Here is a 16,165-nt window from a genome sequence, read left to right as displayed (position 1 = left end):
AATTGAAAATAAAGATTTAAAACATTAAAGATATAAGATTCTTATATCTATTTTAAATACGGGAATTTTATAACATTAGTAATCTTTCCCTCCCTTTAGTAAAGGATTAAACAGAATGAATGAGGTTGCATCCAATTATATATAGGTTGAAAAGTTATAGACTTAACTTAAGTGTTTTTTTGAAAATAATTGGCGTAAAAAAATGACATTAAAGAAGAAAGCTTTAACTGGCTTATCCTGGTCTTTTTTTCAACAATTTGGAAACCAGATCATAGCGTTTGCTGTTTCTGTCGTGCTAGCAAGAATTCTTCTTCCTGAAGAATTTGGTTTAATTGGAATGATTTCTATTTTTATTGGAGTAGGTAATGCATTGATGAATTCTGGACTCACTCAGTCGCTTATTAGAACTGATGATCTCGATGAAATAGATTATGCTACGGTCTTTTTTTATAATCTTGGAGCAAGTTTATTGATTTATGTACTGGTCTTTTTATCCGCTCCTTTTATAGCTGATTTCTATGAAAGGCCAATTTTGACTGATATTGTTCGATTATACTGTTTAAGTTTTATCATTGCCGCATTTACAGTGGTGCAACAGGCCAGAATGACGAAGCAGATGGATTTTAAGTCCCAAGCCTTAATTGCTTTGCCTTCTACAGTCGTAGGCGGTACTTGTGGAATTTTATTAGCCAATTTCGGGTACGGTGTCTGGAGTCTTGTATGGTACGAACTTGTATCATCTTCAATTAGAAGTGTGCAATTTTGGATTTATTCCAAATGGACTCCAAAATTTGTATTTGATATAAAAAAATTTAAATTTCATTTCTTATTTGGGTATAAGATTACCCTTTCTGCTCTACTGGGTAAAATTTCCGATAATAGTATTATGATTATAATGGGGAAGGTTTTTTCAGCATCCCAGGTAGGATTTTATACACGGGCCGAAACCATGAAAAATTTGCCGGTTTCAAATTTAAGCATGGCACTTAATAGGGTGACTTATCCTTTATTTGCTGAAATTAAACATAATAATCTTAAACTGAGAGACGTATACCAACGCTTAATGTCTTTGGTAGTTTTTGTTATTGCTCCATTAATGGTTTTTTCGGCAGTTTTAGCAGAACCTCTTTTTCGCTTCTTGTTTACCGCAAAATGGTTGCCAGCAGTTCCTTATTTTCAGATACTATGTGTAGGAGGGATTTTATACCCTATTAATATGTATAATACCAATGTTTTAAATGTAAAGGGACGAAGTGATTTGTTTTTAAAAGTAACCCTTGTCACTAAAGGGGTTTTAATCTTATTATTATTTATAGGTCTACAATTTGGGATTTATGGCCTAATAATAGCAAAAGTTGTTACCACCTTATTCGCCTTTTTTCTAAATGCCAGCTATGCCGATAAGTTTATAAAATATTCTCCTTTAGCTCAATTAAAAGATCTACTTCCTATTTTTTTATTAACAATTCTTACAGGCGCAGGACTTTTATATTTAGATAATTTGCTTAAACACTTACCCGATTTATTTAGGCTGGTAGTTAATGGAACCTTAGGGCTTCTATTTTATCTTGGGTTAAGTTATTTCTTTAAATTGGCGAGCTTTGTAGAGTTAATTAAAATATTAAGAAAAGATTAATAAGTAAACAGTAAAGTGTTTTTATTATTGCATAATCTAAAAATATAAGTGATGAGTATAAATAATCGATCCATTCTAATAACCGGGGGTACCGGATCCTTAGGAAAAGCCTTAACCACGCATATCCTGGATAAATATCCTGAGGTTAAAAGGCTTGTAATATTTTCAAGAGATGAACAAAAACAATTTCAGATGGCTCAGGATTTTCCGACTGATAAATTTCCCCAATTAAGGTTTTTTATAGGGGATGTAAGAGATGAGGCCAGGGTTAAAAGAGCTTTAAAAGGAATTGATTATGTAATTCATGCAGCCGCTATGAAACATGTGCCGATTGCCGAATATAATCCTATGGAATGTGTGAAAACGAATATCATGGGGGCAGAAAATATAATTAATGCCTGTTTGGAAACTGAAGTAGAACGTGTTGTCGCGTTATCTACAGATAAAGCTGCTGCTCCTATTAATTTATATGGTGCTACAAAACTGGCATCAGATAAATTATTTGTGGCTGCTAATAATATTACCGGTTGGAACCCGATTAAATTTTCGGTAGTTCGCTATGGGAATGTAATGGGATCCAATGGGTCTGTTATTCCATTTTTCCTTAAAAAGAAAAAAGAAGGGGTATTGCCTATTACAGATCCTACGATGACCAGGTTTAATATTTCTCTGCAGGGAGGAGTAGATATGGTGATGCATGCACTGGAACACGCTTGGGGTGGAGAAATTTTTGTACCCAAAATTCCTTCCTATAAAATTATGGATATTGCTGAGGCTATAGGCCCGGAATGTGAAAAACCGATTGTAGGGATACGTCCGGGGGAGAAAATTCACGAAGAAATGATTACTGATTCAGATTCTTATTACACCTATGATTTAGGTAAATATTATACTATTTTACCGGCTACTCATAAATGGAAATTAGAAGATTTTGTAGAAAAATTTGGTGCCAAGAAAGTAACTCCCGGTTTTCAGTATAACTCTGGTGAAAATGAGGAATGGGAATCGGTAGAAGACCTTAGAGATTTAATAAAAGAACATGTTGATCCAACATTTGAAGTTTAATTTATGAATAACCCAATTCCATACGGTCGTCAAAATATTACAGAGGAGGATATAGAGGCAGTTGTAAGCACTTTAAAATCTGATTATCTTACCCAGGGTCCCAGGATTCCTGAATTTGAAGAAGGCTTTGCTACTTATGTAGATAGTAAATATGCAGTGGCTGTATCAAATGGCACTGCAGCGCTTCATCTCTGCGCCATGGCTCTCAATGTTCAGCCCGGGGATAAAGTGATAACCACACCAATTACCTTTGCAGCATCAGCCAATTGTATTCGTTATTGTGGAGGGGAAGTGGTTTTTGCAGATATTGATCCTGACACTTATTTATTAGACATTAATAAAGTAAGGGAATTTCTGGAGGCATCTCCCAAAGGAACTTACCAAGGAATTATTCCCGTTGATTTTGCCGGAAGAGCGGTTAATCTCGAAGAATTCCGTCAGCTTGCCGAAGAATATGATCTTTGGATAATAGAAGATGCCTGTCACGCACCTGGGGGATATTTTATTGATTCAAAAGAAGAGAAACAATTATGCGGAAAAGGTAAATTTGCTGATCTGGCTATTTTTTCATTTCATCCTGTAAAGCATATTGCCAGTGGAGAAGGAGGGATGATAACTACCAATGATAAAAAACTTTACGAAAAATTACTTCAGTTAAGAACACATGGAATCGTAAAGGATGAAAGTAAATATAAAAACACCCCGGCTTTTGCCAGCGGACTGGATGAATCTCAATACTCAATACTCGATACTCAAGACTATCCGCAGTGGTATATGGAAATGCAGGAATTAGGTTATAATTACCGCTTAACCGATTTTCAGGCAGCATTAGGGAGCAGTCAATTAATACGAGCCGATGATGGACTGGAGAAGCGAAGGATCCTGGCGGCCAGATACCAGGAGGCGTTTAAAAATAAAGATTTTATAAAAGGACAATCAGGGGTGATTGAAGGACACGCTTACCATTTATATATTCTTGAGGTAGAAGATAGATTAGGCCTTTATAATTACTTAAGGGAAAATAAAATCTTTGCTCAAATTCATTATATTCCCTGTCATTTAATGCCCTATTATCGTGAAAAAGGGTGGCAGGAAGGAGATTTTCCAAATGCTGAAAACTATTACAAGCATTGTATAAGTTTACCGATGTATCCTACCTTACAGGAAGAAGAACAAAACTATGTAATAGGGAAGATAAAATCATTTTATGAAGGTTAGGGAAAAATTGGGCTTAGGAACTGTTCAGTTTGGACTTCCGTATGGTATATCTAATAATAAGGGACAAACCCCTCCAGAGGAAGTTACTAAAATTCTTGATATTGCTAAATCTTATAAGATAGAAGTCCTGGATTCAGCCTCTGCTTATGGAAGCTCTGAAGACGTACTTGGGAAAAATAACCTATCTTATTTTAAAACGGTATCTAAATTTATGCCCCCAACAAAGGAGCAATGTATTTCAGACCAACTCAACCAAAGCCTTAAAAAACTTAGACTCAATTCATTTTACGGATATCTTGCCCATCGCCCGATGGATATCTTAGATCACCCGGAACAATGGGAAGAATTATTAGAATTTAAAGTAGAGGGAAAGGTAGCTAAAATTGGATTTTCAGTTAATGAGCCTAATGAACTAGAACGGCTTTTGGAAAAAGAATATTATCCAGACTTAGTTCAGGTTCCTTATAATTACTTTGACAGGAGGTTTGAAAGTGCTATGAAAGACCTTAAAAGTAAAGGTTGTGAAATTCATACGAGATCGGCTTTTTTACAGGGCGTATTTTTTATGAATCCCCATAAACTGGATAATTTTTTTAATGAAGTGAAGCCTCTATTAATTGAACTTCAAAAAAAATCTTTTTTAAACGGAGGTCTCTTAAAGTTTGTGCTGGAAAAACCTTTTATTGATAAAGTAATTATCGGCGTAGAAAATGAATTACAGTTGGTGCAAAATATTGAGAATTTAAAAAATGCACCTGATTTACCTGAATTAGAAAATAAAATAGCTGACAATATTTTAATACCCTCAAGATGGCCAAATTAGAGAACACCTTTAGTATAAACCTAAACAAGAAAGTAATCTTAATTACTGGAGGATATGGTTATTTGGGAAAAGCCATTACAGAAAGTTTACTTTCTCATAATGCCAGGGTTTTTGTGCTTGGTAGAGATGAGAACAAATTTTATAAAGTTTTTGAAGGAAATGAGAATTTAGATAAAAACCTTTTGTTCGAGTTTTGTGATATTTCAGAAACAAAAAGTATTAAAAAAGCTTTTTCTGAAATTTCTCAAACTAGCACTGTCAATGCTTTAATCAATAACGCTTTTTATTTAACTGGACAATCTCCTGAAAAGATGAATGACGAAGATTGGGCACAAGGTATAGATGGAAACCTAAATTCAGTTTTCAGAACAATTAGAGAGATAATACCATATTTCAAAAGAGCCGGAGAAGGAAAAATTATTAATGTTTCTTCTATGTACGGAATGGTAGCGCCAGACTTTAAGATATATGATGAATCACCAAAATTTTTAAACCCTCCTCATTACGGGGCAGCCAAAGCTGGTGTAATCCAACTGACAAAATACTATGCGGCCTACCTTGGTAAATGGAATATTAAGGTAAATGCGGTAAGTCCAGGCCCATTTCCTTCACAGAAAGTTCAGGAGGATTTAGAATTTATAAATGAATTGAAACAAAGAACCTGTTTGGATAGAATTGGACAACCTGAAGATTTAGGTGGTATATTTACTTTCCTATCTTCAGATGCATCTGATTTTATCACAGGACAAAATTTTACAGTTGATGGTGGATGGACTTCAAAATAAAAAAATAGCTTTTATTATCCAGGCTAGGATGGCATCTATACGCTTACCCGGTAAAATTCTAATGCCTATGCCGATAGGATCAGATAAAAGTATATTATTTCGAATAGTTGAGGGTCTAAAAAAACTCAAAGTTCAAATGCAAATTTATATAGCAACTTCCTTAGATACTGCAAATGACCCTTTGGAAGCCTTTTGTGAAACTAATAATGTAAACTGTTATAGAGGATCTGAGGATAATGTATTAAGCCGTTTTATTGATATTTTAAAGAGGGATGAGTTTGATTATGTTGTTCGTTTAACAGGAGATAATCCTATAATAGACACCAACTTTCTTGAAAAAAGCCTTGTAGCACATGCTAATTCTGAAGTTGATTATACTATAACAAGAGGATTGCCTACGGGAATGAATTTTGAAATAATTACCAAACAAGCTTTATTAAGTTTAGAGTCTGAAGACCTTAAAAAAGAAGATGAAGAACATGTTACCTTATTCTTGAGAGAAAGTGGAAATTATAATACATCAACTTTTGAAGTTAATGAAAATGAAAATGAAAATTTAGAAGAACTGCGTTTAACTATTGATTATCCTTCTGATTATTTGGTATTATCTGCTATTTTTTCAATTGCAGAGAAAGGCAAATTTCCTATAGGTTTAGATTTAATTAAATACTGCAAGGAACATTTCAATTGGTTGTTCCAGGTGAATAAAACTAATTACCAAAAAAAGGTTTATAAATCATTGAAAGAAGAAATAAAGGAAATAGGGCCTTTGCTTCAGGAGTATGAGCTTAACAGACTCTCCTCTTTTTTAAAAGATAAAAATGAAGAATTATAGAATTCTAAATAAACAACAGTTCTCTTTGGGGAACTACGCTATTGTTCCTATTCGTTCAAAGGACCGTTATGATATAATGAAATGGCGTAATGAACAAATGTATCATTTACGTCAAAATGAGCCTCTTACCAGAGAGAAACAGGATAGTTATTTTGATAAAGTAGTAGCTAGACTATTTGAAGAAGAAAAACCTGAACAATTGTTATTTTCTTATCTGGAAGGGGAAAAATGTATTGGTTACGGTGGTCTTGTACATATAAACTGGATAGACAAGAACGCAGAAATTTCTTTTATAATGAATACAGAACTTGAAAAAGAGTTTTTCGAATTTCATTGGGAAATTATTTTGGACTTATTAGAAGAAGTTGCTTTTAAAGAATTAAAGCTTCATAAAATCTTTACCTATGCCTTTGATTTAAGGCCAAGACTTTATACTGCCTTAAAAAAATCTGGATTTGGTCTCAATGCCGAACTCAAGGAGCATTGTTTTTTTGACGATAGGTTTATTAGCGTTAAAATTCATTCGAAGATTAATAGAGAGAAGGAAATACGTGACATTCAAGTTGCAGATTTATATGTAACCTATGGTTGGGCCAATGATCCAAATGTTAGAAAGTTTTCCTTTAATAAAAATAAAATTACTTTAAAGGAACATGCAAGCTGGTTTTTCTCTACATTGGAAAATTCGAATAGTGAATATTATATGCTGGAGGTTAATGGTAATGCGGCGGGCTCTATAAGATTTGATATTGAGAAAGATCATATTGCAAAAATAAATTATTTACTTGATCCGAATTTTACAGGTAAAGGGCTCGGAACATATTTACTTGAAAATGGGATAAAATTTCTTCAAAAAAATAGAACGTCAGTTCAGAAGGTTTATGGTTATGTATTAGAAAAGAATTTAGCATCGGTAAGAATTTTTGAAAAATTGTCATTTAGAAATGTAGCTGATAATCCTTCGGAATTTAAATTTGAAAAAATCATAAAATGAAAATAGGAAATAAATACATAGGAGGAGATAATGCTATTTTTATAATTGCTGAGTTATCTGCTAACCATAATGGAAGTATTGAAACTGCTTTAAAAACAATTAAAGCAGCCAAGAGGGCAGGAGCCGATTGTATTAAACTACAGACATATACACCTGAGACAATTACTTTAGACTCACAAAAAGAGGATTTCTTAATTAAAGGAACTATTTGGGAAGGTAAAAATCTATACGATTTATACCAGGAGGCCTATACGCCCTGGGAATGGCATAAGACAATTTTTGAGGCTGCTTCGGAAGAAGGCTTAATATGTTTTTCCTCGCCCTTTGATAAAACTGCCGTAGATTTTTTGGAAGATTTAAAGGTACCTGCTTATAAAATTGCATCTTTTGAAATCACTGACATCCCCCTTATAGAATATACGGCTTCAAAAGGGAAACCCGTAATAATTTCGACCGGTATTGCAGAACAGGAGGATATTGAACTTGCTCTGGATGCCTGCCATAGAATGGGAAATAAAGATATAGCTCTTTTGAAATGTACTTCCTCTTATCCGGCACCTATTGAAGAAGCTAATATGATAATGGTAACAGATTTAGCAGAACGTTACAATGTAATCTCTGGTCTGTCAGATCATACACTGGGGAGTACTGTCCCTATTGTAGCTACCGCAATGGGTGCTAAAATAATAGAAAAACACTTTATATTGGATAAGAGCATAGGTGGGCCGGATGCTTCCTTTTCCATGGATGAACAGGAATTCACAGAAATGGTAAAAGCAGTGAGAGAAGCAGAAAAAGCTATAGGGCAAGTGGATTATAGGTTAACTGAAAAACAAAAGAAAGGAAAGGATTTCTCGCGCTCTTTATACATCGCAAAAGATATAAAAGCGGGTGAGGTCTTTACAGAGAAAAACTTACGTTCTATACGTCCCGGCTTTGGGATGCATCCTAAATATTTAAAAGATTTTTTGGGTAAAAGAGCAAATAAAAATTGGGAGAAAGGTGAAAGATTTTCTCAATGATTAATTTGGGCCAAATTGAATGATCTGAATAATTTAAATTTGTGAATTAATTTTTTTTCAGATTTAGTTATAAGTGGATCGCTTATTCGTTCTGGTAAACCGAATGTATGCGGTAACTTTTAGATCAGTACTACAGGGTTGTAATAAAATTAAAGTCAAATTTTAGAGAATTAATTTAAATGAAGCTATGTTAGATGAAAATTTTGTTACAACCGCCTATAATTCAATGGAAAGAGGTTTCCCAGAATTCCGAAAGAGGAAAAAACGACTAGCCGGGCGTTCTATACTAAAAAATTTTCTGTATATTTTTAAAGTTAAATTGGTGAGAACCGATGCTAGAACGTTTTTGTTACATCCTAAACCGGAGATTAAAAAAATATTTTCAGATGCTATAGATTTAGACATAAATAAATCCTCATACTTAAAAATAGCCTTATTTTATGTTCAGCTAGGATACATAGCTCCATCTATTGGAGTTCGTGTATGGGCTGCAAGGAAGGGTTATGAATATTTACAGTGTTACTTTAAATCTGGAAATATTACAATTTTAAACTGCGGTCCTTCTATTTTAAGCCCGTTTTTAGCAAAATTATGTGAAGACAAAAATGATAATAGTAAATACTATATCATTCAACATGGTTTATATCAACTTGACTATAAACCATATGAATTCGAATTCAGGGTGAAAGCAAGTAGATCTATTGTATGGAGTGATTTTCTTGCTCAAAATTATATTTCTTTAGGGATGCTACCTGAAAAAGTTCATGTCTTACCCACATATTTATTTAAAGAGATAAAGAACCTGAACACTTCTAATAAAGTTTTAATTGTGGGTGAATCTTTAAATAAAATTGATACAGATTTTGATAGAGAATATGGAGAAAAGGTGTTACAAATGGTACAATATTTAAAGAAGAACACTATGTACAATGAATTTGTATTTAAAAAGCACCCTCGTGCGTTACCATCTGCTCAATTTGATGCAGCTTTAGAAAACAATGATGTTTTATTTACAAATAGAATTAATTTAAAAGATTATGGTTTGGTGATTGGTGCGGTTTCAACTCTGATGATTGAAGCAATGGCAGAAGGTTGTCGGGTATTACAGCTTTCTTTAGAAAAATTTTCAGCTATTGAGGTGGGAAATTATTCTTTATATACAAGTGCTGAAAATATACAGGATGTAAAAGAAATAAAAGAAAAAATAGATATATTAAACAATTTAGATAAAAATTATATAAAAAGGGAATATTTGAGGATTGATAAAGATTTTGAAGACTGTTATAAACGGCTAGTAAGCTGAGTATATTTTACTCCCAATTATTTTAGAAATTTATAAAAATTAAATTCTTGAAAACGATACTTGCATACCATACTATTAATAATCCGGAATTATTTGAAAATCAACTCAAATTCCTTGAAGGGAAAGATGTATTGTTAACTGTAGATGATGGGGATATCTCTTTTTATGAAAATGCTTATAAAATAATTCTAAAATATGATATTTCTTGTATTTTATTTATCATAACATCTTTAATTGATTCCGATCAACCTTTCTGGTGGGACGAAATTGAATATTATTTAGGAAAAGTGGAGGGTAATAAAAAAGTTTGGGAGGTAAAAGGTTGGCCTAATAAAGAACGTGAAGCTTATTTAGAAGAATTACGGGGTACATCTGCTAAACCTATTTTAAAATATAAACAATTAACTACTTCGCAATTGAGGGAGATGCAAGATGCCGGTATTATAATTGCAAATCACTCCCATACTCATCCCTTATTTGATCAATGTACTCAGGAAGAATTGGAAACTGAAATGGTACAATCTTTAAATGTTTTAAAGGAATCAGGATTTACGTCTGATATATTTGCCTATCCAAATGGTAATTACTCACAGAAATCTGAAGAAGTTCTTAAAAAATTTGGTGTAAAAAAGGCATTTTTATTTGACCATAAAATAAATAGAAAGAAGAACTTCAATCCTCTTAGGATTTCCCGTTTAGTCGTCAATGATACTACTCCTATGTGGAAGTTTAAATTAATACTTAGCGGTTGGCATACTAAAATATTACCGGTTACAAAGATGCTTGCTAAATTAAAGAAAAGACTATGAAGATATTATTTATAATTGACTCTCTTGGAGGTGGAGGAGCAGAAAGATCTACTCAGGTTTTATGTAATTACCTTTATGACAATGATGTTGATTTTAAAATTGTATGTCTATATTATTTTCCTGAAGGTTTTCACCAGGAAATGATGGATAAAGGCTATGACATCCAGTTTCTCAGTAAAAAGAGTTTTTGGGGTCAAACAAAAGAAATTGCCTCTATTATCACGGATGGAGATTATGATATAGTTCATAGTATTTTATTTAAATCAAATTTAAGAACCCGTTTTGCAAAATTGTTTGCTCAGTTTTTTCATCTCGAAAGTTTGGTGAATTCCACTTATTCTAAAGAAAGATTTTTTGATGAAAATGTTAATGCAAGGGTATTAAAGGTTTATAAACAAATAGATAAGATTACAGCAAAAAAATTTGTTGATCATTTTCACGGTATAACTAATTCGGTTAAGAACCATTATGTAAGAGAACTGGATATAGATCCGAAAAATATTAGTATTGTTTACCGGGGAAGGAAACCTGTTTTGATTGATAAAGAGCAGGAAAAAAACAGACGTTTTACACTTCTCAATGTAGCCAGGCAGGATTATCAAAAAGGTCAAATTTATCTTTTACAAGCAATTGATAATTTGGTAGGAAAGGGTGTAAAAGATATTCAGTTAATAATTTTAGGAGTTGAGGGAAGGGTTACAGTTAATTTAAAAACTTTTGTAAAGGAAAGATCTTTGGAACCCTATGTTAATTTTGCCGGTTTCTCCAATAATGTTTCAGAATATTTTTCTATGGCTGATATATTTGTGTTTTCATCTTTATTTGAAGGTCTTGGAGGAGCTTTAATTGAAGCGCAGTCTGCCAGATTACCTATCATTGCTAACGATATAGAGGTGTTGAGAGAAGTAGCTGTAGATAATAAAAATGCGATATTTGTTGATATTAAAGATACAGAAGCTTTAGCTCAGGCTATATTAAAACTAAAAAATTTCCCTGAACTGATGACTGAATTCTCACAAAATAGTTTGAAGAATTATGAAGAGAAATTTAGAGAAGAAGTGAGTAATCAGGAAATGCTTAAACTTTACAAGAAGTTATGCTAGAGTTTAGACCCTTAAATTACGATAGTGAGATAGATGAGGTTGTAGAATTAATAAAACGGAATCTGCAGCCAAAATATACAAGAGAATTTTTGATCTGGAAACATTTAAATAATCCATTTGGTCCTTCCTTATCTATGATTGCTACATTTAATAATAAGATAGTCGGGGTGGTTTTCTATATGCGGTATAACTTCTATAACCAGGAAGGTAAAATAGTTAAATGTATTCGCCCCTTTGATGGCTGCACATCACCTGATATGCGAGGAAAGGGTATTTTTAAAAAATTAATGGTGAAAGGTTTGGAAGGATATAAGAATGATTATCAAATTCTGTTGGCTAATCCAAACTCCAATAGTCATCCCGAATTTTTAAAATTAGGATGGAAAGAGCCCAAGCATGATTATGTATATAAATTTGGATTAATTGTGCCTTCCAAATTAAGAATGGAAGAAAGCTTAAGCGACATCCCGAAATCGGAAAATTCTTCAGACATACTTTCATCCAGCGATCTTTTTCGGGTTGGTAATTCTCTTGAGTTTATACAATGGCGGTATCAAAATCCTAATTATAAAAAAGTAAAATTCACGGCGCCTGATGGGCAATTACTTTATGCAATTTATAGAATGGATCGGATCAAAAGGCTTAAAACGGTTGTTTTATGTGATACCTATGGGGATAATAAAATATTGCAGAGAGCAATAAACAGAATCCTTGCCATAGAGAAGACTCCTTTTATTTATTTTCTTGAGAATCCACTTAATAAGGAAATATCATCTTTATTTTCATTAAAACATAGAAAGGCATTGATTGTGTTTAAAGGAAATGATTACAACATTCCGGACAATCTGGTAGTAACTCTGGGGGATCTTGAAGGTAAACTTTGATAGTGTGAACAAAATTAAAGTCTTATATATAATAGACACCCTTGAAGGCTATGGCGCTGAAAAAAGCCTGGTAGAAATCACCAGTAATTTAAAAAAAGTAACTCCTGTTTTTGCTCATATATATCAGGGGGATATGCTTAAGGCAAAATTAGAAGATGCCGGGATTAAAGTATATTCATTAGATTTGATGCAAAAGTACGGTTTCAGGGAGGCGCTCAAAAAATTAACCCCTTTAGTGCATAGAGAGAAACCAGATTTAATTCATGCCACCTTATTCAGAGCTGAAATTATTGCAAGAAAACTGAAGAATCACTTCCCTGGCATTCCTTTGATAGGTAGTTTTGTAAGTAATGCTTATTCAAGGGTTCGTTATCATAATAAATCTTTTATGGAACGCCTTAAACTCGATTATATCTATCGTTTGGATAAAAATTCAGTAAAACAGGTTGATTTTTTTATTTCAAACTCGCATACCATAAAGGAAAATACTGGAAAAAAATTAGGCATTGATCCTGCAAAAATTAAGGTTATTTATCGCGGGCGCGATAGTAAAGCTTTTAGTAAAACTTCGGGCAGTTTAGATATACCAAGATTAAGAAATCATGACAATTCAGCTTTAATCTTAAATGTGAGTAGGCTAATTCCATTAAAGGGGCAATTAGATATCATCAGGGCTTTTAGCCTGGTAATTAAACATATCCCGGAAACAAAGCTTTTATTCGCCGGGCATGGGCCTTCTAGAAATGAGTTGGAAAAAGAGGTGTCTAAACATAAACTGCAGGAGAAAGTAGAGTTTTTAGGAAGAGTTGATCATATCAATAAATTATTGATGTCTGCTGATGTTTTTGTATATCCTTCTTATTCCGAAGGTTTGCCCGGGGCACTTATTGAAGCTATGATGGCCGGGAAGATTATTATAGCCTCTAATATTCCTGAGAACCTGGAATGTGTTAATGAAGATTGTGCGTTAATATTTGAAAAAGGTAATATCGAAGAGCTTGCAGATAAGATTACAAGAGTATTGCGTAATCCTTCACAATTCCAAATTAAAGCCAAGCTTGCAAGAGAAATGGCAATAGAAAAATTTGAAACTGGAAAAATTGTCGGGGAATATGAAGAGGCTTACAAAAGCTTTTATGATGCTTTTCATAAATCAGACCTTAAGATCTTACACCTTATTCAAAAGCCTCAGCATCGCGGCGCCGAGACTTTCACCTGTCAGTTAGCAAAGCATCAAAAAAATGCGGGTATGGAGGTTAAAATTGTCAGTGTATATAGTGGAGATGCAGAGTTAAATTGGGATGAGCAAATTATTAATCTGGAAGGAAATCCTAACTCCCGGTTTGCAGATTACAAAGCCTGGAGGATTTTAAATCAGTTAATTAGGAGTTTCAACCCGGATATCATTCAGGCCAATGCAGGGGATACTTTAAAATATGCAGTGTTTTCAAAAAAGGTTTTTGGTTGGAATACTCCTGTAGTTTTTAGAAATGCCAGTGAGGTAGGCAGGTATTTAAAGTCAGGTTTGCAAAAAAAACTCAATAGCTATTTATATAAGAATGTTGCAGGAGTAGCTTCGGTATCAAAAGCTTCGGAAATAGACATTTTGACGCATTTTTCTTTTTTACAGGGAAAGACGAGTGTAATCCCGGTAGGGCTGGAAGAGAAAGAAACTTGTCATGCTTTTCAGTTTAAACCGAAATCCCATAAACACATTGTTCATGTTGGAGGTTTTAGTTTTGAAAAGAACCATAAAGGTTTATTGGATATTTTTAAAAAAATTAAGGCTGGTAGGCAAAATGTGAACTTACACCTGGTAGGAGACGGTACCTTACGACCTGAAATTGAGAATTTGGTGCAAAAAGAAAATCTACAGGATCAGGTAAATTTTTACGGTTTCGTCAATAACCCATTAGATTTTATAGCTGCGGCCGATGTTTTGGTTTTGCCTAGTATTATTGAAGGGCTGCCCGGAGTAATTTTGGAAGCTATGTATTGTAAAACTCCGGTTGTTGCTTATGGTGTTGGCGGGATTAAGGAGATTGTTAGTTCCGAGACGGGGCATTTAATTCCTGAAAATGAGGAAAATACATTTGCTCAGGCTGTTCTGGATATTCTGGAACAACCAAATACTGAACAGACCGATTTAGCCTGTGCTATGGTAAGGGAGAAGTTTATGAATAAACAGATTTCCGCGAAATTTATGGAAATGTATAAACGTATTGTTGAATTGTAATTTAAATGGTATTGAGGAAGCATTTTAATCCTGTGATCTACTGATAGAGCAATGCTGTGACCGTGTGAAGCTGTGATCGTGTGATGAGGGCTGGTGCTTTATCGTTAATGGGGATTTGTTAATCCGTGAATTGTTAATTGGTTATTTCCTTGAACCCCAATCCATGCAATTCGATTTAATCCTTGCAATTCGTGTTTTCAATAAAGAAATCCGAAGAGCCATAGTGGAATTTTGTTTTGATGACCGTATTCAATATCATCTGCGGCTATAAATGCCTTGTCAAGATCCCTGATTTGTTTCCGGGTTTTGTCCTTTCCTCCAATTTCAAAAATATATTTTCCATCGATCAAAAAATCACCTTTGGCAGTGTAACTGACGCTATGTTGGTGCCTAATCTGATTGGCAAAAAAAGTCTCCCGCAAATTTCCTTTATTTACTTCTTCTGAACCAATCGCATACATCAGGTTGGTGTTTTCCAGGTAAATTTTGAGTGGTTTTTGCAACTTGCTGATCCCTCTCGATTCCTTGAATAAATTAATGGTCAGTTTTATTTCTTCCAGATAGTGTAAATACCCCAGAAGCGTACTTCGCTGGATCCCTATCTTATCACTTAATTTGCTCACATTGGGAATAAATGGCACCGATTGGGAAATAATAAACAGCAATTGTTTAATACGGGATACATAACCTACATCCAAACCCCTTAGTAACGGTAATTCTATTTCCAGCATCATATTGACGATCTCATTTAGCCGCATAATATAAACATCAGGCTGTTCCAAATAAAAGGGATAATAGCCAGATCTTAAATATTTGGAAAAATGCGCCAAAGGCTTTATTTGTTCCAATACATCGTTTACCAGGGCCGTATGTCCGGTTAAAACTTCTTCCAGTTTATATGCTTTTAAATCGGCTCCTGTTTCTATCATGAGATATTCCCTAAAAGAGAGACCCTGCATGGTATAAATAATGGCACGCCTGCTTAAATCTGATCGGGCGTTCAGAATCTCCAACAGGGAAGAACCTGTAAAAACCACTTTAAGCTGGAGATGATCATCATAAATATTCTTTAACTCCTGAGACCAGTTAGGATATTTATGTACCTCATCAAGAAAAAGGTATTTGCCCCCTTGCTTCACAAAACTATCTGCCAGATTCAAAAGTGAATTTTCGGCAAACCATAATGAATCCAAACTCACGTACAAACTATTATCAAGTTCATTTGCGAGTTTTAATTTTATATACTGCAGCAATAACGTGGTTTTCCCGACTCCCCGTGGACCTTTGATTCCAATGAGCCGGCTATTCCACTGGATTTCATCCCGGGTACTGCGTACCACCGCCGTAGGTGTATATTTTAATTTATTTCGATATTGCTCTATAAACTGTTCCATTTGTACAATACAAGCATCAAAATTACACATTTTTGTTTGTTTTAACAATCAATATATT

The 16,165-nt window shown here is 33.8% G+C and carries 14 protein-coding genes; 13 read left to right on the top strand and 1 reads right to left on the bottom strand.

From position 1 onward, the window contains the following. Positions 1-202: 202 nt before the first annotated feature. The 13 genes from LB467_RS05235 to LB467_RS05175 all read left to right on the top strand — a co-directional run bounded on the left by LB467_RS05235 (position 203) and on the right by LB467_RS05175 (position 14,713). Positions 203-1,636, top strand: a complete 1,434-nt coding sequence (locus LB467_RS05235; protein ID WP_224472972.1) for a lipopolysaccharide biosynthesis protein — start codon at positions 203-205, stop codon at positions 1,634-1,636. 51 nt (positions 1,637-1,687) lie between these two features. Further along, positions 1,688-2,701, top strand: coding sequence for a UDP-N-acetylglucosamine 4,6-dehydratase (inverting) (gene pseB / locus LB467_RS05230; protein WP_224472971.1), 1,014 nt, complete (start codon positions 1,688-1,690; stop codon positions 2,699-2,701). 3 nt (positions 2,702-2,704) lie between these two features. Then, positions 2,705-3,919: a UDP-4-amino-4,6-dideoxy-N-acetyl-beta-L-altrosamine transaminase gene (pseC, locus tag LB467_RS05225; protein WP_224472970.1), complete on the top strand. Its 1,215-nt coding sequence runs from the start codon at positions 2,705-2,707 to the stop codon at positions 3,917-3,919. Next, on the top strand, positions 3,909-4,742 hold the full coding sequence (locus LB467_RS05220; protein WP_224472969.1) for an aldo/keto reductase: 834 nt from the start codon (positions 3,909-3,911) through the stop codon (positions 4,740-4,742). Before pseC ends, LB467_RS05220 begins: the two co-directional genes overlap by 11 nt. Next, on the top strand, positions 4,730-5,527 hold the full coding sequence (locus LB467_RS05215) for an SDR family oxidoreductase (protein ID WP_224472968.1): 798 nt from the start codon (positions 4,730-4,732) through the stop codon (positions 5,525-5,527). The genes LB467_RS05220 and LB467_RS05215 overlap by 13 nt, the downstream gene beginning before the upstream one ends. Continuing rightward, positions 5,505-6,362: a cytidylyltransferase domain-containing protein gene (locus LB467_RS05210; RefSeq protein WP_224473051.1), complete on the top strand. Its 858-nt coding sequence runs from the start codon at positions 5,505-5,507 to the stop codon at positions 6,360-6,362. Before LB467_RS05215 ends, LB467_RS05210 begins: the two co-directional genes overlap by 23 nt. Continuing rightward, positions 6,349-7,356 carry a GNAT family N-acetyltransferase gene (locus tag LB467_RS05205; protein ID WP_224472967.1) on the top strand — a complete coding sequence of 336 codons (1,008 nt, stop codon included), beginning with the start codon at positions 6,349-6,351 and terminating at the stop codon, positions 7,354-7,356. The genes LB467_RS05210 and LB467_RS05205 overlap by 14 nt, the downstream gene beginning before the upstream one ends. Beyond that, positions 7,353-8,378 carry a pseudaminic acid synthase gene (pseI, locus tag LB467_RS05200; protein ID WP_224472966.1) on the top strand — a complete coding sequence of 342 codons (1,026 nt, stop codon included), beginning with the start codon at positions 7,353-7,355 and terminating at the stop codon, positions 8,376-8,378. The genes LB467_RS05205 and pseI overlap by 4 nt, the downstream gene beginning before the upstream one ends. A 187-nt stretch (positions 8,379-8,565) precedes the next feature. Further along, positions 8,566-9,681 carry a glycosyltransferase family protein gene (locus tag LB467_RS05195; RefSeq protein WP_224472965.1) on the top strand — a complete coding sequence of 372 codons (1,116 nt, stop codon included), beginning with the start codon at positions 8,566-8,568 and terminating at the stop codon, positions 9,679-9,681. A gap of 47 nt (positions 9,682-9,728) precedes the next feature. Further along, the gene (locus LB467_RS05190) at positions 9,729-10,490 is read left to right on the top strand and encodes a polysaccharide deacetylase family protein (RefSeq protein WP_224472964.1); all 762 of its coding nucleotides are present in this window, start codon (positions 9,729-9,731) and stop codon (positions 10,488-10,490) included. Beyond that, positions 10,487-11,593, top strand: a complete 1,107-nt coding sequence (locus tag LB467_RS05185) for a glycosyltransferase family 4 protein (protein ID WP_224472963.1) — start codon at positions 10,487-10,489, stop codon at positions 11,591-11,593. The genes LB467_RS05190 and LB467_RS05185 overlap by 4 nt, the downstream gene beginning before the upstream one ends. Continuing rightward, positions 11,587-12,477: a GNAT family N-acetyltransferase gene (locus LB467_RS05180; RefSeq protein ID WP_224472962.1), complete on the top strand. Its 891-nt coding sequence runs from the start codon at positions 11,587-11,589 to the stop codon at positions 12,475-12,477. Before LB467_RS05185 ends, LB467_RS05180 begins: the two co-directional genes overlap by 7 nt. A 4-nt stretch (positions 12,478-12,481) precedes the next feature. Then, positions 12,482-14,713, top strand: a complete 2,232-nt coding sequence (locus LB467_RS05175; RefSeq protein WP_224472961.1) for a glycosyltransferase — start codon at positions 12,482-12,484, stop codon at positions 14,711-14,713. Between the two features lie 197 nt (positions 14,714-14,910). Here LB467_RS05175 and LB467_RS05170 read toward each other — a convergent pair whose 3' ends face one another. Next, positions 14,911-16,137, bottom strand: coding sequence for an ATP-binding protein (locus tag LB467_RS05170; RefSeq protein ID WP_224472960.1), 1,227 nt, complete (start codon positions 16,135-16,137; stop codon positions 14,911-14,913). Positions 16,138-16,165 lie beyond the last annotated feature (28 nt).

This window comes from Salegentibacter tibetensis (assembly GCF_020164485.1).
GTDB classification, from domain to species: domain Bacteria; phylum Bacteroidota; class Bacteroidia; order Flavobacteriales; family Flavobacteriaceae; genus Salegentibacter; species Salegentibacter tibetensis.
The sequence above is the reverse complement of the archived record's forward strand: the minus strand, read 5'-3'. Positions and strand labels throughout refer to the sequence as shown.